Source organism: Shewanella sp. FeAMO (genome assembly GCF_053653955.1).
Genome location: NZ_CM132201.1, coordinates 1,169,698 through 1,195,798, shown reverse-complemented (window position 1 = coordinate 1,195,798; position 26,101 = coordinate 1,169,698). Strand labels below are relative to the sequence as shown.

23 protein-coding genes, 2 tRNA genes and 2 rRNA genes are annotated in these 26,101 nt (G+C 52.6%); 13 read left to right on the top strand and 14 right to left on the bottom strand.

Annotated features, from left to right (window positions below; genetic code table 11):
- The first annotated feature begins 412 nt into the window (after positions 1–412).
- The 3 genes from ACWAU4_RS05395 to ACWAU4_RS05385 all read left to right on the top strand — a co-directional run bounded on the left by ACWAU4_RS05395 (position 413) and on the right by ACWAU4_RS05385 (position 2,798).
- Positions 413–907, top strand: a complete 495-nt coding sequence (locus ACWAU4_RS05395) for a hotdog fold domain-containing protein (RefSeq protein WP_208125602.1) — start codon at positions 413–415, stop codon at positions 905–907.
- A gap of 98 nt (positions 908–1,005) precedes the next feature.
- Positions 1,006–2,172 (top strand): DUF418 domain-containing protein, encoded by a 1,167-nt coding sequence (locus ACWAU4_RS05390; RefSeq protein ID WP_243756829.1) that lies wholly within the window; start codon positions 1,006–1,008, stop codon positions 2,170–2,172.
- Entirely contained in the window at positions 2,169–2,798 is a 630-nt protein-coding gene (locus ACWAU4_RS05385) for a DUF1294 domain-containing protein (RefSeq protein ID WP_208125601.1), read from the top strand. Before ACWAU4_RS05390 ends, ACWAU4_RS05385 begins: the two co-directional genes overlap by 4 nt.
- 44 nt (positions 2,799–2,842) lie before the next feature.
- Here the strand turns inward: ACWAU4_RS05385 and ACWAU4_RS05380 are convergent, their stop codons facing one another.
- Entirely contained in the window at positions 2,843–3,403 is a 561-nt protein-coding gene (locus tag ACWAU4_RS05380) for a TetR/AcrR family transcriptional regulator (protein WP_208125600.1), read from the bottom strand.
- Positions 3,404–3,520: 117 nt separating this feature from the next.
- On the opposite strand from ACWAU4_RS05380, the gene ACWAU4_RS05375 reads away from it, so the two are divergent.
- Positions 3,521–4,066 carry an HPP family protein gene (locus tag ACWAU4_RS05375; protein ID WP_208125599.1) on the top strand — a complete coding sequence of 182 codons (546 nt, stop codon included), beginning with the start codon at positions 3,521–3,523 and terminating at the stop codon, positions 4,064–4,066.
- Here the strand turns inward: ACWAU4_RS05375 and ACWAU4_RS05370 are convergent.
- A complete protein-coding gene (locus ACWAU4_RS05370) occupies positions 4,053–5,363 on the bottom strand; it encodes a short-chain fatty acid transporter (RefSeq protein WP_208125598.1) in 1,311 nt (436 codons plus the stop codon). The genes ACWAU4_RS05375 and ACWAU4_RS05370 overlap by 14 nt on opposite strands.
- Positions 5,364–5,550: 187 nt before the next feature.
- Between ACWAU4_RS05370 and ACWAU4_RS05365 the strand changes: the two genes are divergently transcribed.
- Positions 5,551–6,021 carry an FKBP-type peptidyl-prolyl cis-trans isomerase gene (locus ACWAU4_RS05365; RefSeq protein ID WP_044733888.1) on the top strand — a complete coding sequence of 157 codons (471 nt, stop codon included), beginning with the start codon at positions 5,551–5,553 and terminating at the stop codon, positions 6,019–6,021.
- Positions 6,022–6,076: 55 nt separating this feature from the next.
- On the opposite strand, the gene ACWAU4_RS05360 is transcribed toward ACWAU4_RS05365, so the two are convergent.
- Positions 6,077–7,294 (bottom strand): M24 family metallopeptidase, encoded by a 1,218-nt coding sequence (locus ACWAU4_RS05360; protein WP_208125597.1) that lies wholly within the window; start codon positions 7,292–7,294, stop codon positions 6,077–6,079.
- A 158-nt stretch (positions 7,295–7,452) separates the two neighbouring features.
- On the opposite strand from ACWAU4_RS05360, the gene ACWAU4_RS05355 reads away from it, so the two are divergent.
- Positions 7,453–7,773, top strand: coding sequence for a hypothetical protein (locus ACWAU4_RS05355; RefSeq protein ID WP_025889889.1), 321 nt, complete (start codon positions 7,453–7,455; stop codon positions 7,771–7,773).
- 30 nt (positions 7,774–7,803) lie between these two features.
- Here the strand turns inward: ACWAU4_RS05355 and ACWAU4_RS05350 are convergent, their stop codons facing one another.
- Positions 7,804–8,580: an ROK family protein gene (locus ACWAU4_RS05350; RefSeq protein ID WP_025009865.1), complete on the bottom strand. Its 777-nt coding sequence runs from the start codon at positions 8,578–8,580 to the stop codon at positions 7,804–7,806.
- Positions 8,581–8,664: 84 nt separating this feature from the next.
- Positions 8,665–9,855: an MFS transporter gene (locus tag ACWAU4_RS05345; protein WP_208125596.1), complete on the bottom strand. Its 1,191-nt coding sequence runs from the start codon at positions 9,853–9,855 to the stop codon at positions 8,665–8,667.
- Positions 9,856–9,970: 115 nt separating this feature from the next.
- Here ACWAU4_RS05345 and ACWAU4_RS05340 point away from each other — a divergent pair, with 115 nt between their 5' ends.
- The 5 genes from ACWAU4_RS05340 (at position 9,971) to lipA (ending at position 14,340) form a co-directional block, all read left to right on the top strand.
- Positions 9,971–10,234 (top strand): hypothetical protein, encoded by a 264-nt coding sequence (locus tag ACWAU4_RS05340; RefSeq protein WP_071238103.1) that lies wholly within the window; start codon positions 9,971–9,973, stop codon positions 10,232–10,234.
- A gap of 140 nt (positions 10,235–10,374) precedes the next feature.
- Complete coding sequence (locus tag ACWAU4_RS05335; RefSeq protein WP_208125595.1) at positions 10,375–12,183, top strand: aminopeptidase P family protein; 1,809 nt, start codon at positions 10,375–10,377, stop codon at positions 12,181–12,183.
- A gap of 135 nt (positions 12,184–12,318) precedes the next feature.
- Positions 12,319–12,585: a DUF493 family protein YbeD gene (gene ybeD, locus ACWAU4_RS05330; protein WP_028781166.1), complete on the top strand. Its 267-nt coding sequence runs from the start codon at positions 12,319–12,321 to the stop codon at positions 12,583–12,585.
- 137 nt (positions 12,586–12,722) lie between these two features.
- Complete coding sequence (gene lipB / locus ACWAU4_RS05325; RefSeq protein WP_025009862.1) at positions 12,723–13,382, top strand: lipoyl(octanoyl) transferase LipB; 660 nt, start codon at positions 12,723–12,725, stop codon at positions 13,380–13,382.
- The gene (lipA, locus tag ACWAU4_RS05320) at positions 13,375–14,340 is read left to right on the top strand and encodes a lipoyl synthase (protein WP_028781164.1); all 966 of its coding nucleotides are present in this window, start codon (positions 13,375–13,377) and stop codon (positions 14,338–14,340) included. Before lipB ends, lipA begins: the two co-directional genes overlap by 8 nt.
- Before the next feature lie 149 nt (positions 14,341–14,489).
- Here lipA and rimI read toward each other — a convergent pair whose 3' ends face one another.
- Together rimI and ACWAU4_RS05310 are read right to left on the bottom strand one after the other, a co-directional pair.
- Positions 14,490–14,948: a ribosomal protein S18-alanine N-acetyltransferase gene (rimI, locus tag ACWAU4_RS05315; RefSeq protein WP_223828913.1), complete on the bottom strand. Its 459-nt coding sequence runs from the start codon at positions 14,946–14,948 to the stop codon at positions 14,490–14,492.
- On the bottom strand, positions 14,945–15,280 hold the full coding sequence (locus tag ACWAU4_RS05310) for a DNA polymerase III subunit psi (protein ID WP_025889892.1): 336 nt from the start codon (positions 15,278–15,280) through the stop codon (positions 14,945–14,947). Before ACWAU4_RS05310 ends, rimI begins: the two co-directional genes overlap by 4 nt.
- Before the next feature lie 280 nt (positions 15,281–15,560).
- Between ACWAU4_RS05310 and dpsA the strand changes: the two genes are divergently transcribed.
- Positions 15,561–16,031 (top strand): DNA starvation/stationary phase protection protein DpsA, encoded by a 471-nt coding sequence (gene dpsA / locus ACWAU4_RS05305; RefSeq protein WP_025009858.1) that lies wholly within the window; start codon positions 15,561–15,563, stop codon positions 16,029–16,031.
- Here dpsA and ACWAU4_RS05300 read toward each other — a convergent pair whose 3' ends face one another.
- Together ACWAU4_RS05300 and ACWAU4_RS05295 are read right to left on the bottom strand one after the other, a co-directional pair.
- Positions 16,032–16,502 carry a hypothetical protein gene (locus ACWAU4_RS05300; protein ID WP_107005590.1) on the bottom strand — a complete coding sequence of 157 codons (471 nt, stop codon included), beginning with the start codon at positions 16,500–16,502 and terminating at the stop codon, positions 16,032–16,034. It abuts the gene before it with no gap.
- Entirely contained in the window at positions 16,502–17,656 is a 1,155-nt protein-coding gene (locus ACWAU4_RS05295) for a PepSY-associated TM helix domain-containing protein (RefSeq protein WP_025889895.1), read from the bottom strand. The genes ACWAU4_RS05300 and ACWAU4_RS05295 overlap by 1 nt, the downstream gene beginning before the upstream one ends.
- 127 nt (positions 17,657–17,783) lie before the next feature.
- Here ACWAU4_RS05295 and ACWAU4_RS05290 point away from each other — a divergent pair, with 127 nt between their 5' ends.
- Positions 17,784–19,886 (top strand): TonB-dependent siderophore receptor, encoded by a 2,103-nt coding sequence (locus tag ACWAU4_RS05290; protein ID WP_144168232.1) that lies wholly within the window; start codon positions 17,784–17,786, stop codon positions 19,884–19,886.
- Positions 19,887–20,033: 147 nt separating this feature from the next.
- Here the strand turns inward: ACWAU4_RS05290 and ACWAU4_RS05285 are convergent.
- The 5 genes from ACWAU4_RS05285 to ACWAU4_RS05265 all read right to left on the bottom strand — a co-directional run bounded on the left by ACWAU4_RS05285 (position 20,034) and on the right by ACWAU4_RS05265 (position 26,101).
- A tRNA-Trp gene (locus ACWAU4_RS05285) sits at positions 20,034–20,110 on the bottom strand.
- 177 nt (positions 20,111–20,287) lie between these two features.
- Entirely contained in the window at positions 20,288–21,892 is a 1,605-nt protein-coding gene (locus ACWAU4_RS05280; RefSeq protein WP_208125592.1) for a DKNYY domain-containing protein, read from the bottom strand.
- Positions 21,893–22,760: 868 nt separating this feature from the next.
- A 5S ribosomal RNA gene (gene rrf / locus ACWAU4_RS05275) occupies positions 22,761–22,876 on the bottom strand.
- A 166-nt stretch (positions 22,877–23,042) separates the two neighbouring features.
- Positions 23,043–23,118: transfer RNA gene (locus ACWAU4_RS05270), tRNA-Val, on the bottom strand.
- A gap of 90 nt (positions 23,119–23,208) precedes the next feature.
- Positions 23,209–26,101, bottom strand: a 23S ribosomal RNA gene (locus tag ACWAU4_RS05265).

Here is a 26,101-nt window from a genome sequence, read left to right as displayed (position 1 = left end):
GTTTCCTTACTACTGTTTTGATAATTCTCGCGGATTATACCAATCCTGATTGAAGTTGGATTGTCCAAGGAAGTGATTCTTGCACTTGCAAAGGGTCTACCCATTCGCACCTTCCAGAATAAACCGTCATTTTAAGCACAGCCCCCAGTTGCTGCCACGCCATTTTATTCTATCTGTTCAGCCCCAGATCAGATTGGCGTGACCCTCGCTCATCTTAACCAATGCTCTTGGCTCTTGGCTCTTTCCTTTTAGCTCTTGCCTCTTGGCTCTTGCCTCTTGCCTCTTGCCTCTTGCCTCTTGGCTCTTGCCAAAGCGCTCGTCAGCATACACACTCATCCGACCAGAGTAATAACAAAAACATTACCCTATACCAACAAAGAACATCAACAAGGAATACCCACAAGGAATCACTATGAGTAAAACCGCCAATTCGACCCTGAACTTGTATCACAAATGCAAGCGCCTGCCCTTTGGCAATAAGATATTCTCCTTGCTGGTCAGCCGGATGGCGCCTTACTTTGGCAGTATCAAGCCGATAATCCGTCAGTTGGAGCCCAACTACTGTGAATGCCTGCTGCGTAAACGCCGCGCAGTGGAGAATCACATAGGTACAGTACATGTCATTGCCATCTGCAACGGCCTGGAAATGGCGATGGGAGTCATGGCCGAGGCTTCAATACCACCTCATCTACGCTGGATCCCCAAGGGCATGACGCTGGATTACACCGCCAAGGCCGGCAGCGATATCCGCTGTGTGGCCAAGGTTGATGCCAATGCCTGGCAGCCGGGGGATCTCGATGTCGAGGTGCTCGCCTATGACAGCAATGATATCCTGGTGGTCAAGGGCAGTATCAGGCTCTGGATCTCGGCCAAGCCGGCCAAAAACGCGTCCGAGAAGGGATCATAATTTGAAACAAGCCAGCACTTCCCTGATTCGGGTTTGATTGCTAACTTGGCTCAGCTAATCGAAGCCTTAGACGGTACTCAAGAGTAAGCAGGAAAAAGATGCAGGGACAGCCGCTCAAAATCAGTCACAACCCCAATATCGATGCCGTCAGAGGGCTGGCAGTATTGGGGATATTCTTTCTCAATGTCAGTTTTATGGGCGTCACCTTATATGGTTATGCGCCTTTTCCCGAGTTTCATTTAACCGATGCCATTACCGAAACCCTGAGTAATTTTCTGCTGGAGGGGCGCTTCCTCAGCCTGTTTTCCATGCTCTTCGGTGTCGGCCTCTATATTCAACAACAGAATTTCCTCGCCAGAGGATTGGAGCCCTTCCCCTTAATCCGCTCACGCTTACTCTGGCTGATGCTCTTTGGGGCGCTGCACAGCCTGTTTATCTGGCCGGGGGATATCCTGCTCACCTATAGCATTTGTGGCTTCCTCGCCTGGCATTATCGTAACCTGGAGATTGAAGCACAGCAAAGGCGGGCACTGCTCTTTATCGCCATCGGCACCCTGGCCTATGGTTTGATGATCTTGCTGCCGGGTGATGAAACCTGGATCCGCGGCAACGCCTTTTTCAATGAACAATACAGCGCCTGGACCGGCAGCTATGGCGAGCAGTTGCTGATGCACCTGTTTATGACCTTGTTGATGCTGATTTCCCTGCCATTTACTCTGCTGTGGTTTGTCAGCGGTGTGATGCTGCTGGGGATTAGCCTGTATCGTCGCGGGCTGTTTGACCAAGGTTTACCCCAGGGAAAATTGGGGAAATTGCTGGCACTGAGCTTGCAGCTGTCGCTGGCGGACACGATTCTCAGCCTGCAATCCCGCCCCAAACTGGTGATGCTTTCCGATATTCTGGTCATGCTGAGCGCCATTCCCATGGCTATCGTCTATGCGCATCTGTTGGTTAAGTTCGGCCGGCGACAGCCATGGCTGCCAAGACGCCTGCAGGCGGTTGGCCGGATCCCCTTGAGCCTGTATATTTTGCAGTCCTGTTTTGGGATCTGGCTGTTTCGCCATCAGGCGCCCGAGTTACTGCTGACACTTGAACGCATAGACTACCTGGCCATAGCCCTGGGTTATGCCTTGGTGCAGATAATACTGGCCGGCTGCTACCTTAGGTTCTTCAACCAAGGGCCGCTGGAATGGCTCTGGCGCCGTCTGGCCTTTGGCAATAAGCCAATCAATAACGCCACGAATACTCACGAGTCAAACACATGAAGCACAAAGGAAAAGTCAGCCATTGGCAGGACGATAAAGGCTTTGGATTTATCAGCCCCAATGACGGCAGTGAACGGGTATTTCTGCACATTAAGTCACTGAGCCTGAGCGGTCGCAGGCCACAAGTGGGCGACGTACTGACCTTTGACATCACACTGGATGACCAGGGCCGGCGCCAGGCAAAACAGGCCTTCTTTCCCGAGGACAGGGGCAGACTCAAACAAAAACAGCGTCAGCAGAATAAGCGCAGCAGTCACAAGTCTTTCGTCGGTAAGCTCACAGTCCTGTTTGCCCTGCTGCTACTGGCTTTAGTGGCACTGGGTAAGCTGCCGCTCTTGGTGCCCGTCTGGTATCTGCTGCTGAGCCTTCTCTGTTATTGGCTCTATGCCAGTGATAAAAAGGCCGCCGAAACTGGCCGCTGGCGCACCAAGGAGTCGACCCTGCAACTGACCGGTTTGCTCGGTGGCTGGCCTGGCGCTTTGCTGGCACGCCATCAGTTTCGCCACAAGACCAGTAAAACAAGTTTCAGACTCCTATTCTGGTGCTGTGTCGGCCTCAACCTGTTGGCGCTTGGCGCCGCTCTTAAGCTGGGATGGCTGGCACGGCTGCCCGAGATAGCCTTTTAACGGTTGGCTCTAAACTCAAGGGCAAGCTCGCCTATCAAGCAGGCTTAATCAAATAAGCCAAGTGCCAGCTTGCGGCCGCGCTCGGCAGCATACTGCCGACTAACGAGCTGGGCCGAGACTATCGTCCCCTCTTTAATCAAACACAGCTGCCCGGCCAACTCACGAGCGTGCTCGCGGCCAAGCCAAGACGACAATTTCTGCTCAAGCTCATTTTGAACCCTGGCCTTATGCTCTCGGCAGAGACGATTTACCGGATGCTCGGGTGAGGGATACTCGGCGGCGGTATTGATAAAGAAACAGCCGCGAAACTGGCTCAGGGACTCAACCCGGCTGTTGAACCAATCATCCAGGGCGTTAAACAGCTCATGGACCAGCTCTGTTGGCGTTTGCGCCACCTCCAGCCTTTGATTCAACCAGTCAAAAAACAGCTGATCGCGATAACGCACCACGGCCAGCACCAGGGCCTCCTTCCCTTCGAAATGATGATAAAGGGTCTTCTTGGCGATGCCGGCCTCGGCCAGAATTTGATTGATGCCCACCCCATGCACACTCTCTCGATAAAAGAGTTCAAAGGCGCCGGCAAGCAGTTGGGAAACCTTGTCCATCTCACACTCCTTAACGATTCAATCTGAGTTTGACAAAAGTAGAACGGTCTGTCTACCATAAAAAGTAGACCGATTGTTCTACCAAGCAAAAATGCTGACAACCAAAGGAAAACAGATATGGACAACACGCCTCCCCTGACTGCAACACCTGCAAAAACCACAGCCCAAACTGCGACAAACCGTTGGCAGGCTGCCGCCTGGGCCACACTGGGCGCCGGAAGCTGTATTGGATTACTGGCGGGATTACAGGAGATGCTGACACAGAATCTGAGCTGGAGTCTGCTGCTGATGGCACCATTCGGTGCCACTATGGTGTTGCTCTACGCCCTGCCCCAAAGCCCGCTGGCGCAGCCGAAAAACATATTCTTCGGCCACCTGCTCACCTGTGCTCTGGGACTCTTGTTATTGCACACCTTGGGAGTGTCGCCGCTGACACTGGGGCTGGGAACCGGCCTCGGGGTCGGCCTGATGATGTTGACCAATACCACTCATCCACCGGCCGGCGCCAACCCCTTGCTGGTGATGCTGGCCGGGGCCGACTGGCAGTTTTTGCTAACGCCTGTGGTTTCGGGGTTGCTGCTGATCCTCGCTTTCGGTTGGGCCTATCACAAGAGCCTGTATATCAAGGGGATCAGCAAGCATAGCTGGCCTAAAACCAACTGAGGGCAACACTTATCACCACGCCGGTGATCAGCAACTGCATCAGGCAAAAACCCATGATATCCCGGGCCTTGAGCCCGGCAATAGCCAGCACAGGCAGCGCCCAAAAAGGCTGGATCAGGTTGGTCCAGGCATCCCCCCAGGCCACCGCCATGGCAACTCTGGCGACATCGGCGCCAAGTGCCTCGGCGGCCGGCAACATGATAGGTGCCTGTACCGCCCACTGGCCGCCACCGGACGGCACGAAGATATTCACCACACCGGCGCTGATAAAGCTCCAGAATGGCAGTGACTCGGCGCTGGCAATGGCAACAAAACCCGAAGAGATACTCTGTGCCAGCCCGGACTGCACCATCACCGCCATGATGCCGGCGTAAAAGGGAAACTGGATCACTATCCCGGCGCCGCCCTTGATCGCCTCATTGAGACTTACCAGCAGACTGCGTGGCGTCTGGTGCAGGGTTATCGCCAGAAACAGAAACAGGAAGTTGACTATGTTGAGGTTGAGACTGCCCCGCTGAATAAAGAACCAATACCCCAGATACCCGAGACCACACAGGCCCACCAGGATCCCGAGTATCCGGCTGTTCTCCAGATAGTCGGCCGGGCGTTTGTTCTCACTCTGAGTCGGCGCAGCATCCTCGAGCAGCGCAGGATCGACTATCACAGACTCTTTGTCATCCGGCAGCATAAAGCGATTGACCAACGGCATTATGATAAACAGCAAGGCAAGTAGCAGCAGATTAAAGTCGGCAAAAATGGTCTCCGAGGTAGGGATAATACCTATCTGCGCCTCGGCAAAGTGTCCTGGTGTGGCCACAGTCAAGGGCACAGAGCCCGCCAAGCCGCCGTGCCAAACCACAAAGCCCGAATAGGCACTGGCCACCAGCAAACGGTAATCCACCTTGACCCGGCGCGCCAACGCCTTGGCAAACAGGGCACCAACCACCAAACCGAACCCCCAGTTAAGCCAACTGGCCGCCAAGGAGACCAAGGTCACCAGTATGATAGCCTGCGGCGCACTGCGGGCCAGAGATGCTATGGCGTCCAGCAACTTCTTCACCGGCGGAGAGCTGGCCAGCATAAAACCGGCGACCAGCACCAGCAACATCTGCATCGAGAAACTGAGCAGGTTCCAAAAACCACTGCCCCAATAACCCAGCACTTCTACCGGTGTCTTTTGCTGGCCGAGCATGGCGGCAGCAAACACCAACAGAGTAAGCAGGAGCACAAAGATATAGGGATCGGGCAGATACTTATCCACCAGCTTGACCAGTGGCCGGGAGGCGCGATTGAGCATAGGGGTTTCCTTGAGTCTTATTATGATTATTCTGCGGAGAGCTGATTTAGCTTTCACTTTTTTATCAATAGCCTACACAAGTCTGCCTGTGGGATAAAGCCCGACAAAAGTACACTATAACCCTAAGCTGTAAATGCCGCAGTCCAACTGCTAAGATAGCGCCACCTTCAGGACAGAGGATCCCCAAATGAGAATGTTGCTTGCCGTGGTGGTTATCGCCGCAGTTATTTTTTACTTTTTCACCACCATGAATGGCCAAAAACTGGCAAAAGAGAATATTGCCAAGGGCGAGGTATTTCTTGAGGCCAATAAGCATAAAGAGGGTGTGGTCACCACAGACTCAGGGCTGCAGTATCAGTTGCTGCACAAGGGGCAAGGCCAGGTTCATCCGGGTCCCAAGGATAAGGTGACAGTGCACTACCATGGCACCCTGATTGACGGTACTGTGTTTGACAGCTCGGTCGATCGCGGCGAGCCCATCGCCTTTCCACTCAATCAGGTAATCAAGGGCTGGACCGAAGGGGTTCAGTTGATGACAGAAGGCGACAAGATGCGCTTCTTTATACCCAGCAGCCTGGGCTACGGCAATCGCTCTGCCGGCTCCATCCCGCCGGGTTCGGTACTGATTTTTGATGTGGAATTGCTCAAGATCAACTAACAATCCCCAACAACAAACCCGACCAAAGCCGGGTTTGTTGTTTCAGTAACGGCTGTTAACCCTGCGCGAAGGGATCGTCAATCGACTTGGCCGGCTGGGTAAACCAGCGTGGCCCCTCTGCCGTCATATAGAAGTGGTCTTCATGGCGAACACCGAACTCGCCGGGCACACAAAGCATGGGCTCATTGGAAAAACACATACCAACGGCCAGTGGGGTGTTGTCGCCATCAACCAGGTAGGGCCACTCATGAATATCCAAGCCTATGCCGTGGCCCGTTCTATGGGGCAGTCCCGGCAGTTGATATCCGGGCCCGAAACCGGCCGCTTCCAACACGGCTCTGGCCGCCTTGTCGACACCACTGCAGGGCGCACCTAAAGCCGCCGCTTCAAAACCGGCCCGCTGCGCTGCCTGCTCCAGCGCCCACAATTGCCGCTGCCGCTCGCTTGACGTACCAAATACGTAGGTGCGGGTAATATCCGAGTTGTAACCATGCAGCTGACAGCCTGTGTCTATCAACACAGTGTCGCCCGGCTCCAGCGTCTTGGGCGACTTGACCCCATGGGGATAGGCACTGTCCTCACCAAAGAGCACTATGCAGAAATAGGAGCCACTGGCCCCCACGGCTCTATGGGCCTTGTCGATAAAATCTTCCACCTCGGCGGTACTGATCCCCGAGCGTAATATTCTGGCGGCGGCCTTGTGCACTTCGAGCGTCATATCCATCGCCCGCTGAATCAGCCTCAGCTCGGCGGCCGATTTATGCATTCGCAATTGGGCGCTAATCTTGGCGCCGTTGATAAAGGCAAGCTCGGGGCAAGCCTCACGCAGGCCGTCAAACAAAAAGAAAGGGGCAGATTCATCTATAGCCAGAACGGCGCCCGGGCGCAGACAGCCCATGCGCTCAAGCATATTGCGGCACAGCGCATAGGGACTCTGGTGCTCATGCCAGGTGTTAACCCGTCCAGGCTGCAACATAAAGCCCTTGAGGGTGTCGAGCTCAAATGCCGGCGCCAGGTATTCCAGCTCACCACGACAGGGCAAAATCGCTCCTACCATACGCTCACTGGCATACCAACGCAGGCCGGAGAAATAGTAGAGATTGGTGCCGGCGTTGAGATAGAGGGCATCTATCCCCAACTCTTGCATCAGCACCTGGGCATTTTGTTGCCTGGTTTTGAATTCGGCGGCTTCCACCGCTGTGACATCCCGGGTCATATCCACCAGCTTTGCCAACTCCTGCTCCGGGGTTGAGCCGCCAACGCCTGTGCTCATAGAATTCTCCTGCTTGATTACTTTTAGTCGTTATTTGCTTGGGTATTAATGTGCTCGAGAGCTTTAGCATATTGTATGCAAATTTTAAAGCGGCAAACGAAATTGCCAATTTCCGGCGACCGCTGGTATGCTGCTTGCGCCAAACGCGGGAGTACAATATGCAGGATCTTGCCAACTATATTCTGGCCATAGAAGGACGGACAAGCAGCACCGAGCTGTTGGAGTCGGTGCAAATTCACACCACGGACGATGAAGGTTTATGGCAATATCACTTTGCCGATGGCGCCATTATAGAAAAACAGCAGGAGCTGGAACAGGAGCCAAGCCAGTCCAATATCGGCGAACTTTGTGAAGATAACTGGACCCGTTATCGGGTGCTGAAAGGAAACGATATCAGCCCAAAACAAAAAGCCTTCAGCAACCTGTGCCAAAGGGCCTTCTGGTTGAAGATGCGTCAGGCCTGCCAGGAACCGGCTTGAAGGGGGATGTCTCCCCCTTGAATCAGAGTATCAGGCCTGTTGCATCAGCATTACTTGCAGGCCGCGACAGACCAAGGTCTCCATATCGTCGACCCGACTTATCTGACACTGACTGACAGTGGCAGGAACCGCCAAGTCTTTAACACCGCTGACACAGCCCTTGTAGTAGTCAGCATTGGCCAACATGTTACCGGCGAGCCAGAGTTTTTGCGGATTGAGCAGGTTAACCGCCCAGGCAATGCCCATCCCCAGATAGGCCCCGGCGCGGTAGAGTTCTACCGGGTTGCGCAAGCGTCGACGCCGCACCGACTCGCCGCTGGCCAACTGTTCGAGGCTGAATTCCCCCGACTCCGTCATCACCCGGCAAGCCCCAAGCTCACCGGCCAGACCATTGGCACCGCTGAACACCCGGCCGTTGAGCGCCAGTGACATGCCGATCCCTGTGCCACACATCACCAAGAGTTCGCACTGGTGTTTTACGCTGGCAATGGCGTGCAGACCGGCGTGGATATCATTGCTGATAGCCACCAGTTCACCACGGCTGCTGAGTTTTTCCGGGTTGAGCCCCACCAGCGCCGGCAAGGCACGACAGGATATTAGTTGGTTGTCTCGCACCATGCCGGGGAAGGCCAGAGCCAGACGGTAGTTTGCAAGCCCATAATCAGATTCAAGTTCAGCCAATTGCCGATTGAGATCTGCTATGGTGAAACTCTCTCCGGTGGGGATTTTATATTGTTCTGTTGTTTCCCCTTGCCGCAGCTGAAACAGCGCGGTTTCAGTCCCCACTTCGATCGTTAATGTCGACATCAATAAACCCCTTTTTACCGTACCGCCAGAGGCGGTAGACGGCCTAAGATGTTAGCACAGTGCTGCCGGCACCGCACCTAATCATCAAGGTTCTGTTATTTGTAACGCTTTGCTTTTACTTAACTTCCACCATGCTATCAGGATAAGTTGGGTCGCAATGGCGGGAATACAGATCACCAGCAGCAGTTGCCAGCCGAGCTGATAAATGACCCAGCCGGCCCCCAGAGACGCCAATGCTTGAGAGCCAAATACCAGAGAATCGTTGAAAGACTGCACAGTGAATCTCTCTTCGGGGCGATAACAGCCAGGCAGCAGCGAAGTGCCGGCAACAAACAGGAAGTTCCAACCCACACCCAACATCACCAGCGCACTCCAATAGTTGAGCAGGTCACGCCCCGCCAGCGCCAGAGCCAAGGTCAGGCAGTAAAGCGCCAGCCCGGCCAACATGATGCGGGTGTGACCCAAGCGGGCTATCAGGTAGCCACTTATCAGCGAGGGCAGATACATGGCAATCACATGACTCTGGATCACCCACTTGGTATCCTCCAGGCTGTGATGCTCTATGTGATGCATATGTACCGGGGTCGCCGTCATGATAAAACTCATCAAGGCGTAGCCTATAACTGCGGCGCCGCAGGCAACCCAGAGTCGGCTTTGACGCAAAATAATTGGCAATGGCCGAATATCCATACTCTCAACCTTGGAGGCTTTGAGCTCTGGGCCTTCATCTTGATAAAACAGCAGGCAGGCCAGCGCCAGCACACCGACCAGAGTCACCATCAAAAAGGCCCCAGTGTAGGTTACCGGCAAAATATCCTTGGCCAGCAAGGCCAGTTCTGGCCCGAGGAAGGCGGCGAGCAAACCACCAAGCAACACCCGGCTGGCTGCCTTGGCAGACAGAGTCGGCGCCACTGACTCCATGGCGGCAAAACGGTATTGTTGAATAATGGCGCCGCCACATCCGAGCAGTAGACCGCTGGCACAAAATCCCCAGAACTGGGCATACCAAACACTAAGCGCCGCCATAGCACCGGCCACACTGGTCAGCAGGGCGCCACCGATAAATACCCGCCGCCGCCCCAAACGCTGCATCAAGATATTGATGGGCACAATCGCTACAGCGACTCCGACTACCATCATGGCGATAGGCAGTGTCGACAGCGAGGGAACCGGGCTCAGCTCTGCCCCTATGATGCCTCCGAGCAATACCATGATAGGTGTGGCACTCATGGCAAAGGCCTGCGCCAACATCAACACCCAAACATTTAGCGGCATAAGGGCATCCTTGAATAAAAGTCGAGACAGATAAAAACCTTGAACAGGTCAATAAACATACATAGAGTTAACCTAAGCTAATCAGTTTTAACATTTTCATTCAAGGAAGAACACTGTGGGAAAGCGAAACTGTATCAGAGTGCTACTGTTGACCTTGCTTCTGGGCATGGGAGCAGGCTGCAGCAACCAGCCATACTCTCCTTCTCAGGATCTCTATGACAACGTGGCCGACAATGTCGAGCAGCGCAATGAAAAGCTGGCACGGGATCAACAACCAAGCGATGACAGAGTACGCAGTGAAGATGTCAGCAAGGGAGTGATGGCAACTCTGGTTAGCTCCTTTTTGGTCGGCATAGCGACTCTGTTTGGCAGCAATTAACTTGGCCCCCTTTACAGCAGTTAAAGTTTTTTCAACATGCCCACCCTTGCGAAGCGACTTCAGGGCTTGCCATAATCCGCTATCACTCATAAAGACAAGGTCGGCCAAGGGTACCCAAGCCGACCACCAGCGGAGCCCCTATGTTGCAATCACAATCGCCCAAGAGCCCCCATATCGCATCACGGCTTAATGCCGTGCGCAGCGAAATGGCCAAACACCAACTCAATGCCTTTATCCAGCCCCGTGCCGACGAGTATCTCGGCGAGTATGTGCCGGCGCACAACGAGCGTTTGCATTGGCTGACCGACTTTACCGGCTCGGCGGGGATGGCGATTGTGATGAAGGACAGCGCCGCCATTTTTACTGATGGTCGCTACACAGTGCAGGTGAGGCAACAGGTGGACTCGACCCTGTTCAGTTATGAGAGCCTGACAGATATGCCCCAGGCACAATGGTTGGCGGAAAAGCTGCCGGCCGGTTCCCGTATTGGCTACGATCCCAGGTTGCATACCCTGGCCTGGCAGCAAGATGCCGAAGCCACGCTGAGTAAGGCGGGTATGACATTGGTGGCGCTTGACAACAACCCGGTGGATTTGCACTGGCAAGACAGACCCGTGCCGGAAAACAAGCCCATTATCCTCTTCAATGCCGAGTCTGCCGGCAAGTGCAGCGAACAGAAGCGCAGTGAAATCGGCGCCCTGGTGAAAAAGGCCGGGGCCGATGTAGCGCTGATAGCGGCGCTGGACTCCTTCTGCTGGTTACTCAATATCCGCGGTCAGGACGTGCCCAGGTTGCCCGTGGCACTGGGCTGTGCCCTGCTGGAAGCCAATGGTGAGATGACACTGTTTACCGAGCTTGCCAAATTACCCCAGGGGATTGAAGCCCACGTAGGGGCCGGTGTCAGCTTCCGCGCCGAGTCGGAGCTCGCCGAAGCGTTGCAAGCGCTTGAAGGCAGAAAGCTTTTAGCCGATCCCAATAATGCCAACGCCTTCAGCCAATTACAGGCCAAAGCCGCCGGCGCCAAACTGATCGCCGGACTCGATCCTGTGGCACTGCCCAAGGCCTGTAAAAACAGTGCCGAACTGCAGGGAATGCGCGCCAGCCATATCCGTGACGGCGTTGCCGTGAGCCGTTTCCTGGCTTGGTTGGATGCCGAAGTGGCCGCAGGCCGCCTCTACGATGAGGGCACACTGGCAGATAAGCTTGAGAGCTATCGCCTTGAGGATCCTCTCTACCGCGAGCCAAGCTTTGACACTATTTCCGCCACCGGCGGCAATGCGGCCATGTGCCACTATAACCATCTCAACGGCACTCCTGCCATGATGGAGATGAACAGCATCTATCTGGTGGACTCTGGCGCCCAGTATTTGGACGGCACCACGGACGTTACCCGCACCATAGCCATAGGTGAAGTCAGCGCCGAACAGAAAAAGATGGTGACCTTGGTGCTCAAGGGGCATATCGCCCTGGATCAGGCCCGCTTCCCGCGGGGCACTACGGGGCAACAACTGGATGCCTTCGCCCGTCAATACTTGTGGCAGCACGGTTTTGACTACGACCACGGCACGGGCCATGGTGTTGGCCACTTCCTCAGCGTTCATGAAGGCCCACAAAGAATAGGCAAGAACCTCAATGCCATTCCTTTGCTGCCCGGAATGGTGCTTTCCAACGAGCCCGGCTATTACCGTACAGATGCCTTCGGTATCCGTCTGGAAAACCTAGTGGAAGTACGCCCCTGTGAAGCGCTCAAAGGGGCCGAGCGGGAGATATTCGAGTTCGACGCTCTGACTCTGATCCCTATGGATAAACGCTTGATAGACAAGAGTCTGCTTACTGAAGCTGAGCTCAATTGGTTCAATGACTATCACAGCCGCGTTTATCAGACCCTGTCACCGCTGATGAGTGGCGAATCACTGGCCTGGCTCGAACAGGCCACCTCGCCGCTGTAACGCCCAAGGGCGCCGTCAATGCCCGGCGCCCTTTGTCAAACTCTCTGTGCTATTCGCGAGAAGATCCGCCCCTTGAATTGGGATATAATAGCCGCCATATAGCCGTTATTATTTTGCCATGAGAATCTCAATCCCATGATAAGTACCACCTTTGATCAGTATCTGGAGTTTCCAACCTCCTTCCCATTTAAAGTGGTTGGCGATGCCAGCGATACCCTGGCCGACCGCGTAGTCGAAGTCGTCCAGAAGCACGCCCCCGGCGATTACAGCCCCACCACCAAGGCCTCCAGCAAAGGTACCTATATCTCGGTGACTATAAATGTGAGAGTGACCAGCAAGGAACATATCGAAACCTTGTACACTGAACTTGCCGCTATTGAAGGCGTTCGCCGAGTACTCTGATACCTGGCACTCGGCAGAGAAAGTGTGATCTGGATTACATTTTACCTGCCGAAGCGTATAATACCTGCCGGTATCAAAGAGTGAGCACAGCTTGATACTGATTGGTATCATCTCAAACAGAGGGGGAGACGTTGCCCTTGCCAGACAATACATTGCATATCCGCCACTTGGGTAACATGGATTATGAGACTGTATGGCATGCCATGCAGCACTATACCGACACCCGTGACGAACACAGCCCAGATGAACTCTGGCTGGTGGAGCATCCACCGGTTTTCACCCAAGGCCAGGCCGGTAAGAGTGAGCATCTACTCAACACCGGCGATATCCCGGTGATCCAGGTGGATCGCGGTGGCCAGGTAACTTACCATGGCCCGGGGCAGTTGGTCGCCTACCCTCTTATCAACATCAAACGGCGCAAGCTTGGGGTAAGACAGCTGGTTACCGACATAGAACAAAGCCTGGTGGAGCTGCTCAAGCGCTTCGATATTCCAGCCTACGCCAAGGCCGATGCGCCGGGTGTCTATGTCGAGGAGCGTAAAATCGCCTCTTTGGGGCTGAGGATCCGTAAGGGATGCTCATTCCACGGCTTGGCGCTGAATGTCGACATGGATCTCGCCCCTTTTCGTCGTATCAACCCCTGTGGTTATGCCGGACTCGAAATGGCCCAGTGCAAAGCACTCGGTGGCCCCCAGAGTGTCGAGGAGGCAGGCCAACACCTGATTGAAACTTTTAGCCAACGTTTGGGCTATGAGCAAACAGTGCATCACCAAGGATTAGCAGAGTCATATGAATAGGCCAGAAAGATTACAGCCCGGTGTGAAATTGCGGGACGCCGAAAAGGTCGCCCGAATCCCGGTCAAAGTTGTGCCATCAGAGCGCGACACCATGCTGCGCAAGCCCGATTGGTTGCGGGTTAAGCTGCCATCTTCCAATCAGCGGATCCTGGATATCAAACAGGCACTGCGTAAAAATGGTTTGCACTCAGTGTGTGAAGAAGCCTCCTGCCCGAACCTGGCCGAGTGCTTCAACCATGGTACTGCCACCTTTATGATCCTCGGCGCCATTTGTACCCGGCGTTGTCCCTTCTGTGACGTAGCCCATGGCCGTCCACTCAAGCCTGACGCCGAAGAGCCACTCAAGCTGGCACAGACCATCAGGGATATGAAGCTCAAGTATGTGGTGATCACCTCTGTGGATCGTGACGATCTGCGTGACGGCGGCGCCCAGCACTTCGCCGACTGTATCCGTGAGATCCGCAAACTCAACCCTGAGATCAAGATAGAGATATTGGTGCCTGACTTCCGCGGCCGTATCGATCAGGCACTGGATATTCTGGCGACCGAGCCACCGGATGTATTCAACCACAACCTGGAAACGGCTCCGGCTCACTATCGTAAGGCCCGTCCCGGTGCCAACTATCAGTGGTCATTGGATCTGCTCAAACGCTTTAAAGAACGCCATCCGGATATCCCGACCAAGTCGGGGATCATGCTCGGACTGGGTGAAAGCAATGAAGAGATTGAACAGGTGCTCAGAGATCTGCGCGCTCACAATGTCAACATGCTGACTCTGGGCCAGTATCTGCAGCCATCCAAGTTCCACTTGCCGGTGGAGCGTTACGTGACTCCCAAGGAGTTTGACGACTTCCACAACCTGGCAACCGAACTTGGCTTTACCCACGCCGCCTGTGGTCCGCTGGTTCGCTCAAGCTACCATGCCGACCTTCAGGCCCAGGGGAAAGAGGTCAAATAGACCAAGCCCAAGCACCTAAAGAAACAGCGCCCAAAGGCGCTGTTTTTCTATTCATAGGTACAATGATGGGCCTAAAGATTAGCGGCAAAGGCTCTGACATAGCAGCCTCTGTCCATATTAGCCGGGATGAGCGAAGAAGAACCAAGAGACTAAGAGGAGTGAAGAGACAACTCCATCAACAGAGCATCTTCCCGGCCCTCTTTGGCCTGATAGTAATCGGCCCTGGAGCCGGTCTCAATAAAGCCCAGGCGCCGGTACAAGGCGATAGCCGCGGCATTACCCACCCTGACTTCCAGCAATAATCTCTCCACACCAGTCTCTTTAAGCAGCTCGATTGCCGCCTGTAATAATTGCCGCCCCAACCCCTGACCTTGTGCGGCAGGAGCGATACAGATATTCATCAGGGTCGCTTCCTCGAACAAGACCTGCAGCAAGCAAAAGCCTTGAAGCTCCGGTCCTAGATATAACCCCAGAGCCCGGTAAAAACGGCCAAAGCAACTGCCCAGAGTCGCCTCACTCCAGGGAAACTCATGGGCCAGTTGTTCAATTTTCATCATCTCGTCGAGGTCATCGGCCTCCAAGGCTCTGATTGCAATAACCTCTGTCACTTCGCCTCCAACCTGTGCCAAATCTGTTGCCATAGGGCGCGCTTGCCCTCACTGCCTGACATCAATTGCGCCGGCTGCGATGAATTCAGCCAGGCCCCTTCAACAGGTTCAGGGAACATATTCCATATCACCTCTTGCCCAGCCACAGGCCGATTACCGACGCTGCACTGCCCGGCCTCCAGTCCCAATAACGTCAACACCTTGAGCACCAGAGGATGTTGCAATACGCTCTCGTCAGCATCAGGCACCAACAGCATGAAAGGCACCTGGGAGGGAGAGTCTTGTCTACTGCGCCACAGCTCTATTCCCATGGCGTGCAGATATTTATTCATGGTGATTGCGCTCCGCTTTAACGCAGTTTGAAAATGTCGCCCAAAACCCATAGCCGAGGGACGAACAAGAAGGGCAAAAAATGACTGAAAGAAACCCGCAACAGAGCTTCCAAGTTAAGCGCTTTAGAATACCAGCTTGCTCAGCAACTGTCTGTGACCTGAGAGCAAATCCCCCGGCAATTCACTTAAACAAAATCGATTGCAGACATCTACTTTATCCACTTTAACTAATTAGCCTCCGGAGTAATATAGAAAACAGATCATTTACGGAGGTTATATTATGAATATCAATATCGGGATCAACCAAGCCGATCGCCTGGAAATAGCCAACGGTTTGAATCGCTTACTTGCTGACACCTACAGCCTTTATCTTAAGACTCACAGCTTCCACTGGAACGTGACAGGTCCCATGTTCACCAGCCTACACCAACTGTTTGAAGAGCAGTACACCGAATTGGCTGCCGCGGTGGATGTCATAGCAGAGCGGGTCAGAGCCCTGGGTGAAAGAGCCTTGGGATCCTACAGCGCCTACGCCGCTCAGACCGAAATAAAAGAAGACTCAGGCATCACAGATGCCAAACAGATGCTTGAGGAACTGCTGGAAGGCCAGGAGATCATTATTCGAAACGCCCGGGCACTCTACCCTCTGGTGAACCAGGCCAATGACGAAGCAACGGCAGATCTGCTGACCCAGCGTATTCAGTTACATGAAAAGACCGCCTGGATGCTTCGCAGCTTGTTAGTGCAGTAATTACTGCACTAACACCCAAGCCGACGGCAAAGGCCAATGAGCGACATAACGCCTTCCGTGCCAGTCTTCGAGAGTTAGCCATAACTTATCGGCCGCGCCGAATGCGGCCGGAGCTATGGCGTGTACATGTTGGCCGTGGCGACTTCCGTGCAAGATGCCACTCTCACCTTGCTGCAACACCTCCAGCGCCAGTGGCTCAGGACCAATATTCAGGTATCCCTGGCGAATATCACTCACTTCTCCTGCAATAAACCTCAGGGCAAAGTCCTTCACATATTCACCATGGTGCAGATAGGCCGGCGCCTTATCAGCCGGAGTGGCCTCTACCTCAAACGGCCCGGCACTTACTGATGACCAGCTCACTGGTAATTCTGGCGTCAAGGAGCGATAGAGAAACCAGATGGGCAGCAATAACAACACTCCGTTGAGCTTGAATTTATTGCGCTGCCAAAAAGAAAACCGTTTCTTCATCAATAACTCTCCTGTTGCTCTGCCACTAGTGGCACCTCTTGCTGACGCCTGCTCGCCTTGAATATGCGACTGCTCCAGATCATAAATCCGGTGATAGACATACCACTGAGCAATAAGCCAAACAGGAACCATATTATCTTGGTCCAAACGCCAGCCAAAGTGCCGTAATGCAAGGGATCGGCAATATGCATCATAGTTTGCAATGTGGTCATGGTTTGTGGTGACTTGCTACTGACGATTACGCCGCTCCAGGGATCCAGTTCCAATCCGTAGGCATACTGGTCATAAAACAGGAAATCGCCACTGCCCTGCAAACGATAGAGGTCCCGGTTGTGCTCCGGCAAACTGATATAACTGGGATGAAAGTCGGGAAACTGCTCTTTGGCCTGTAACAGAGCCTGTTTAAGACTCAAAGAGGGCTGAGGTCTGGCTTCGCCCATTGGCACATCGGCGATATCAACCAGAGGCGTGTGGGGCTCGATATCGACATCGGCATGCCACATTATTCCTTGTGCCAGATACCAAAGACCGGTAAGACTCATCAGGACAATAAACCAGATAGACCAGACACCCAGCAGGCGATGCAAATCTGTCACCAGGGTTCTCTTACCTTGGTTGAATCTTAATTTGGGGCTGAAGAAACTACGCCAGAAACGCTTGTATATAACCATCCCGGATATCACAGACCCCAACATCAACAGTGATAAACCACTGACCAGGTAATACCCGACACTAAAACCGTTTTGCCAGGGAAACAGCAACCAACCATGCAATGAGCGCATAAATCCTATGAAGGTAATACCACTGTTCACCTCCTGGATCTCTCCGCTGTACTGGTTCACATAAGCGATAGCAAAGGGCTTGTCGACATCGGAGAACACCACGGCATTCACCAGATAAGGCTCAAACAGCATCACATTGCTGACATCGGCATCAGGGTAAGCACGCTGCACATTCTCCACCAACTCGGCAACGCTCTTTTCCGGTAAAGCATCCGGATTCAATGCCCTGGCCGCGGGATTCGTCAGCCAGGTAATCTCATGGCTCAAAACAGCCACTGTCCCGGTCAAACATACGAAGCAGAACAACAACCAGATAGGCAATGAACACCATCCGTGAAACAGGAACCACATGCGATTACTTATCTTCGGCATAGTTTCTCTATGGCTAAAAAAATAAAGCTGAATTGTAAATACAATAGAAATCATTATCAATATCGCAATAATGACTACAGAAAAACCAAGTTCAGCTAACACAAGCCATCATATTGAGAGGGGAAATATGCACAGAGTCGTCACTGCCAGCCTGTTGGCGGGCATCAGTCTGGTACCGCAGGCATACGCAAAGGACCAGGAAACCACAACAGACTCAAGCGATATTGAAGTAATACAGATCAAGGGCAGTCGCCTGGACAAGGCTGCCACGGCAACTGGACTGCCACTGACACTCAGGGAAACGCCGCAATCTGTGTCCATCATAGATCAGGAGTTTATTCAGAGTTTCTCTTTGAATAATATTGCCGAGATCATGACCCTTAGCCCAGGGATCTATGCCCAGCAGGCTGAAACCAATCGTTACTTTTTCAATGCCAGAGGCAATCCTATCACCAACTTTCAGTTTGATGGGGTGCCGGTCAACTACAGCAGCTTCTTCAACGATGCGGTTACAGATACCATCATCTTTGACCGAGTGGAGATAGTCCGTGGTGCCACAGGGCTCCTGACAGGTGCAGGTGAACCCTCGGCCGCCATCAACCTGATCCGCAAACGCCCCAAGGCCTATCCATCAGGTTATCTGAGTGCCAAGCTAGGCTCCTGGAATAGTTATCGAGTCGAGGGTGACGGCTCATTTGATCTGGACCAGGATGGTAAGTACCAGGCGCGGGTTGCTGCAGCCTACGAGGATAAAGAAAGCTACGTTAATCTCTCGGAAGAGCAAAATCTACAACTCTATGCTGTGTTCAGCGCCGCTCTCAGTGACCAAACCAAACTGTTGATCGGAGCCGATCATAGTAAACGCGATCCCAAAGGCTCAACTTGGGGTGGGTTACCACTGTTTTATGCCGATGGGAGCCTGGCAGACGATCTGTCCACCTCCAGTACCACTGCCGCATCCTGGTCCCGTTGGGAACGGGAAGGCACCAATGTTTTCGCTTCAGTTGAGCACAGCTTCGATAGCGACTGGGATCTGAGAATCGACTTGGAGCACAGAGAAGATGAAATGGATGGCCATCTGCTGTACTTGTCCGGTTATCCCGATAAAACAACCGGCCTGGGAATGGGGGCTCTTCCCATGATTTACCAATCCTGGCGGGATCAAGATGCAGCCAGGCTGTTTGTTTCGGGTCCCTTCGAACTCTTTGGTCGTAGCCACAGGTTGACTGCAGGTCTGCTCTATTCCAAACAGGAAGTGGACGCCGATTCATATTACAGCAGCGACACTCTGCAAGTGGGTAATTTCTTTGAGTGGGATGGCAGCATCAATGAACCCACCTACACACAAACTCCCCAGCGCAGCGAATCGACCGAAACCCAGCAGGGTGCCTATCTGGCCAGCCAATTATCTCTGCATGACGATGTCACTCTTATCTTGGGTGCCAGGTTGAGTAAATATGAAATGGAGGTAAACCAGGACAACAAGGATTATAAACATGATGATGTTTTCACGCCTTACGCCGGACTGGTATACAAGCTCAACGATACCCTGTCGCTTTACGCCAGCTATACCGAAATCTTTCAACCCCAGAATGCCAAAGACGTTAATAACCAGTACCTGGATCCCGTCACAGGCAATAACATAGAGTTGGGGGCCAAGGGGGACTTCTTCAACGAAGCGCTGACGGCAAGCCTGGCGGTATTCAAGGTGCAAAAAGATAATGTCGCCGAAGCCGATCCCGGGCAACCACCGCTACCGGATGGCAGCTTCCCTCAACGAGCGGTGAAAGGCACCAACAATAAAGGTTTTGAATTGGAGCTTAGCGGCCACCCCAGCGACGACTTGGACGTGTTCTTCAGCTATACCTATAGCGAATCAGAAAAGGCCGATGGCAGCCCCTTCGGGACTCATTTGCCCAAGCATCTGCTGCGTATTTCCAGCCTGTATCACTTCGACGGGGCGCTGAGCGATCTGACTCTGGGAGGCAACATCAGCTGGCAAAGTAAAACCTACAAAGACCAGGTAGGCCCTAACAAAGCTTCTTCTAGGCAGGATAGCTATTTCCTGGCTAATCTGATGGCCAGCTATCAAATACAGGACAATCTAGTTGCCAGGTTAAATGTCCGGAACCTGTTCGACAAGAAGTATTATTCCAGCATCGACTTTTACAACCAGGGTTTCTTTGGTGAACCGAGAAGCCTGGAGCTGAGTATCAACTACACCTGGTAATCCCTGCTTGCTCATGGTTCAGTAAGCAAAGTGGTAGCTCAAACAGCAGCCTGTAGGGCTGCTGTTTTTATATCGAGAACAGAGAAACTTTGAATGCCGTCATAAAGGAAAACGGCCCGCATATTGCTATGCGGGCCGTCTGGAATGTGGCAGGGGTGGCAGGACTCGAACCCGCAACCGTCGGTTTTGGAGACCGCTGTTCTACCAATTGGAACTACACCCCTGTGGAACGAGGGGCATTATGCAAAAAGCCTTCCTAAAGGTAAAGGACTTTTTGGCACAAACACCTCTGATTGCAGCTTTTTCAGGCAAAGCCAAGCCGTGGTGGGCATCCAGGGTTTTCTCTAGACAAAACCAAGCAGCCGTAAACAGCGAACCAGCCCAGAACATAAGCCAAAGGCTCAGGAATATTCGGGCTCAGGTAACAACTGCCGCCAATCAAAAGTCCGTTGCTTATCATGCCCTTTTTGCTGCAGCTTAACATCTTGTCTGAAATCTGGAGCGTGAAAGGTTTTCGGATCAGCCTCAGCTATTACATGAAACCTGTCATTCCAGTCGATGCAATATACATGCTTACCATCCTTGGCAAAGTAGTGATTGAAAACTACCAAACTTGCACCATCCAATTGTTTGTTTTGCAAAAGATTACGATAAATCACTCTGCCATTATTCAGGGCAAAACACTCAGCGGAGATAAAGCGGCAATTGCTTTGGTAAACCGATTGAGACTTGGCGTTTTTCAACTCGCGGTCATGACGATAAAGCTGTCCTGCAATACTGAAATAATGGTGTCCGAGGTATTCAAAGTTCTCCAGCATCACACGACTCAATTTCTTGCCCCGATAATAGAGCGACAGGCCGTCACTCAATAGGTATTCAGAGTAAAGCTGTACAACATCTGGCTGAACACCTTTCAATATCTTGCCACGACAGATGACTTTGCTCCCATCAGTGAAATACTCACCACCAATACAAGTAAACGTCGCGGCATTGACCTTACTGAGCTTTAACGCACAAAAATGGTACCTGTCTTCAAGGTCTCGCCAGTAGAGTTGGCAGTCATACAGATAATAGCCCTGCTGTAAATATTGGAACTTGCCCGGCGCCAGTTCAGTCAAGCATTGATACTTGTCCTTATCCTGCAGTCGTCCTGCATGGTTTCCTTGCAGACTTTCTCCCGCCAAGGCAAAAGGCGGTAGCGTGAAATAAACCGCCTGCTCAGTAACGGCAAAACCATCACCCAAAAACTGCCAGCTGAGTTCCGTTTCGTCGGTACTGCTTTTGCTGTTTAACAGCCAGGAGTATGTCTGTTCACTTCCCGGATAGAGACTGAAGAAAAGTTGAAGATCTTTTATCTCCGCACTATTCGAGTCGGCCTTCCCCAGATTGTAGCCCCTGTATTTGTCGATGGCATCGAAGCCTAATCCCGTGCGTTCGTTGAAGTTAAAGCTCAGAAAACTATCAGGGTCAGCGCCTTCAATGGCCTTGCCACGAAAATACACCTGACTCGCATCTCGGGCATAATCGCACTCCAGGCCGATGAAACTGGCAGCGCAGCTATTGTTTATTCTGGTCGAATTTATGTAGGCATGTTTACTATCGACAGCATAGTATCCCTTTCCCGGAGGTATCCTGAGTTCCCCCTCAATACGCCTACGAGCGCCAAACATCCCGGAGTAAAGATAGCGCTCATCAAATGCATACCATTCATTCAATATTCTCAAGTGACCGTGGACCAGAGGAAAGACACCCCAGCGACCGCTGCGCTCAGGACGTATATAGAGATGAGTCTTATCGCCGTAGAAGTGGCCGCCAAGATGGGCAAAAGCCTTAGTATCTATGCCATAGATAGTGGCTCCTTCCTTATCTTTAATCGGCAACAGGCAACCCTTATCATCCGCTAAGAAAAAGATGTTCTCTTCCCCCCGGTATAGATTAGCCTCAGTGCCATCGACTCTCAGCAAGCGTTCAACCGTGAGTTTCTTTTGGGAATTGGTCTGCTTCATGCCTGACTCCTTTTTCTGGCAATCCCAAGATCATAAACAACCCCAAAAGAAGCACAAGCTGTGATCGATTCATTTCCTGGGAGTCCGGTAACTGTCATCCAAGCGGCATCAAATAGTAATTGAGGGAATAATGGAAAGGTGAACGATGATAGGTTAGCAAGATAGGTGAGTCATCACCATACAGCGCCAGACATCTAGAGCTGGATTAATGCAAAATTCACAGGTTCCAAACGCAAAAAAGCCACCTTGTTCAGGTGGCTTCTTTACTTAAGCCTCGAGTACCTTTATTGAGGATACCGGTTGGGTGAAGTCTTTGTGCTCCAGAGACTGGATAAATCTGCCCAGACAAGCGGGTCAATCTATTCTCAATATCTCCACAGCACCATCTCACATGGGGGCGAAAGACATCTGCTCATCAAGCACAGCTTGATAGATGGCTGTAGCGCGAAGCAGCTTGGCTGCGAGCTGAGGGGCACACACTGCGCCAGCAGCTTTGGGCTGCATGTTAAGTCGTGCTCGCTGGAAGCGAGACAAACAAAAAAGCCCTAGCTAAATGCTAGGGCTTTTTTGTTACTGTTTTGTCTCCACTTTTTAAGAAAGTGAAGATAAAATTGGGCGTCTGGCGATGGCCAGCTTCGAGCAAGCTCTCCGCGTTCGTCTGTCGCATCAAACTGAGTTTGATAAACGCGATAACCTCACCCTACTCCACATGGAATTGTGCCTCACTGCGTTCGGACTCTTTATCTTCCCCATGTGAGAGTGGACATTTCAAAATGCAATTAAAACGAAAAATCCCCAACACAAGGTGCTGGGGATCCATCGTTACTGTTTTGTCTTCACTTTTCTAAAAAGTGAAAACCAAAGTGGCGTCTGGCGATGACCTACTCTCACATGGGGAGACCCCACACTACCATCGGCGCGATTGCGTTTCACTTCTGAGTTCGGGATGGGATCAGGTGGGACCACAATGCTATTGTCACCAGACATATTCTTACTGATTAATTGTCCGTCTGACGGTATTGTTTCCTCGCTACGCTGCTCATGTACTTCAGTACACTGCGCGGCTCGCTCGTCACGGCTTTGTCAGCCAAACAATTACCTGCGTCATTAACCTTTGTTCTTCAATTCAGAAAGCTGTTGCTTTGAAATATGGTGGTCGCTACTGGGATCGAACCAGTGACCCCCTCCTTGTAAGGGAGGTGCTCTCCCGGCTGAGCTAAGCGACCGGTATTCTTGGCTGTGCTCTTTTCAGAGCCTGAGTTCAAACTTCAATCAAGTATCGACTTCTTCAAGTCCGTAAAACCCATCTGGGTTGTATGGTTAAGCCTCTCGAGTCATTAGTACAGGTTAGCTCAACGCCTCGCAACGCTTACACACCCTGCCTATCAACGTCCTGGTCTCGAACGGCTCTTCAGAGGGCTCCAGGCCCTAGGGATGACTCATCTTGGGGCTCGCTTCCCGCTTAGATGCTTTCAGCGGTTATCGATTCCGAACGTAGCTACCGGGCAATGCCATTGGCATGACAACCCGAACACCAGCGGTTCGTCCACTCCGGTCCTCTCGTACTAGGAGCAGCTCCCCTCAATCATCCAACGCCCACGGCAGATAGGGACCGAACTGTCTCACGACGTTCTGAACCCAGCTCGCGTACCACTTTAAATGGCGAACAGCCATACCCTTGGGACCGACTTCAGCCCCAGGATGTGATGAGCCGACATCGAGGTGCCAAACACCGCCGTCGATATGAACTCTTGGGCGGTATCAGCCTGTTATCCCCGGAGTACCTTTTATCCGTTGAGCGATGGCCCTTCCATTCAGAACCACCGGATCACTATGACCTGCTTTCGCACCTGCTCGACGTGTCTGTCTCGCAGTTAAGCTGGCTTATGCCATTACACTAACCGTACGATGTCCGACCGTACTTAGCCAACCTTCGTGCTCCTCCGTTACTCTTTGGGAGGAGACCGCCCCAGTCAAACTACCCACCAGGCACTGTCCCTAACCCCGATTAGGGGCCCAGGTTAGAACATCAACACTACAAGGGTGGTATTTCAAGGTTGACTCCAACAAGACTGGCGTCTCATCTTCATAGTCTCCCACCTATCCTACACATGTAGGGTCAATGTTCAGTGCCAAGCTATAGTAAAGGTTCACGGGGTCTTTCCGTCTAGCCGCGGGTATACGGCATCTTCACCGCAATTTCAACTTCACTGAGTCTCGGCTGGAGACAGCGTGGCCATCATTACGCCATTCGTGCAGGTCGGAACTTACCCGACAAGGAATTTCGCTACCTTAGGACCGTTATAGTTACGGCCGCCGTTTACCGGGGCTTCGATCATGAGCTTCTCCGAAGATAACCCAATCAATTAACCTTCCGGCACCGGGCAGGCGTCACACCGTATACGTCATCTTGCGATTTTGCACAGTGCTGTGTTTTTGATAAACAGTTGCAGCCACCTGGTATCTGCGACTCCCGTCAGCTCAGAGAGCAAGTCTCATCACCAACAGGAGCGTACCTTCTCCCGAAGTTACGGTACCATTTTGCCTAGTTCCTTCAGCCGAGTTCTCTCAAGCGCCTTGGTATTCTCTACCCGACCACCTGTGTCGGTTTGGGGTACGATTCCTGCTAACCTGAAGCTTAGAAGATTTTCCTGGAAGCATGGCATCAACCACTTCATCCCCGTAGGGACTCGTCGTCAGCTCTCAGTGTATGTGTGCCCGGATTTGCCTAAGCACACCACCTACTACCTTAAACGCGGACAACCAACGCCGCGCCGGCCTAGCCTTCTCCGTCTCTCCATCGCAGTTAGCAGAAGTACGGGAATATTAACCCGTTTCCCATCGACTACGCCTTTCAGCCTCGCCTTAGGGGTCGACTCACCCTGCCCCGATTAACGTTGGACAGGAACCCTTGGTCTTTCGGCGAGGGGGTTTTTCACCCCCTTTATCGTTACTCATGTCAGCATTCGCACTTCTGATACCTCCAGCGTGGGTTACCCCTTCGCCTTCAACGGCTTACAGAACGCTCCTCTACCGCACTGATGCAAGCATCAGTACCCGTAGCTTCGGTGAATTGCTTAGCCCCGTTACATCTTCCGCGCAGGCCGACTCGACTAGTGAGCTATTACGCTTTCTTTAAATGATGGCTGCTTCTAAGCCAACATCCTAGCTGTCTAAGCCTTCCCACATCGTTTCCCACTTAGCAATTACTTTGGGACCTTAGCTGACGGTCTGGGTTGTTTCCCTTTTGACGACGGACGTTAGCACCCGCCGTCTGTCTCCCGGATAGCACTCTTTGGTATTCGGAGTTTGCAAAGGGTTGGTAAGTCGGGATGACCCCCTAGCCTTAACAGTGCTCTACCCCCAAAGGTGTTCGTCCGAGGCGCTACCTAAATAGCTTTCGAGGAGAACCAGATATCTCCCGGTTTGATTGGCCTTTCACCCCCAGCCACAAGTCATCCGCTAATTTTTCAACATTAGTCGGTTCGGTCCTCCAGTTGATGTTACTCAACCTTCAACCTGCCCATGGCTAGATCACCGGGTTTCGGGTCTACACCTAGCAACTATACGCGCAGTTAACACTCGGTTTCCCTACGGCTCCGCTATTCGCTTAACCTCGCTACTAAATGTAAGTCGCTGACCCATTATACAAAAGGTACGCAGTCACGGTCTCAAGAACCGCTTCCACTGCTTGTACGTATACGGTTTCAGGTTCTATTTCACTCCCCTCACAGGGGTTCTTTTCGCCTTTCCCTCACGGTACTGGTTCACTATCGGTCAGTCAGGAGTATTTAGCCTTGGAGGATGGTCCCCCCATATTCAGACAACATATCACGTGTGCCGCCTTACTCGATTTCATCTCTGGTTAGTTTACATGTACGGGGCTATCACCCTGTGCCGCTGTGCTTTCCAACACATTCCACTAACACCCCAAAGACTTAAGGGCTAATCCCCGTTCGCTCGCCGCTACTTGGGGAATCTCGGTTGATTTCTTTTCCTAAGGGTACTTAGATGTTTCAGTTCCCCTCGTTCGCCTCACTAAGCTATGTATTCACTTAGTGATGACAGCTTATGCTGCCGGGTTTCCCCATTCGGACATCGCTGGCTCAAATGCTTGTTACTAGCTCACCAACGCTTTTCGCAAGTTACTACGTCCTTCATCGCCTCTGACTGCCAAGGCATCCACCGTATACGCTTGGTCGCTTAACC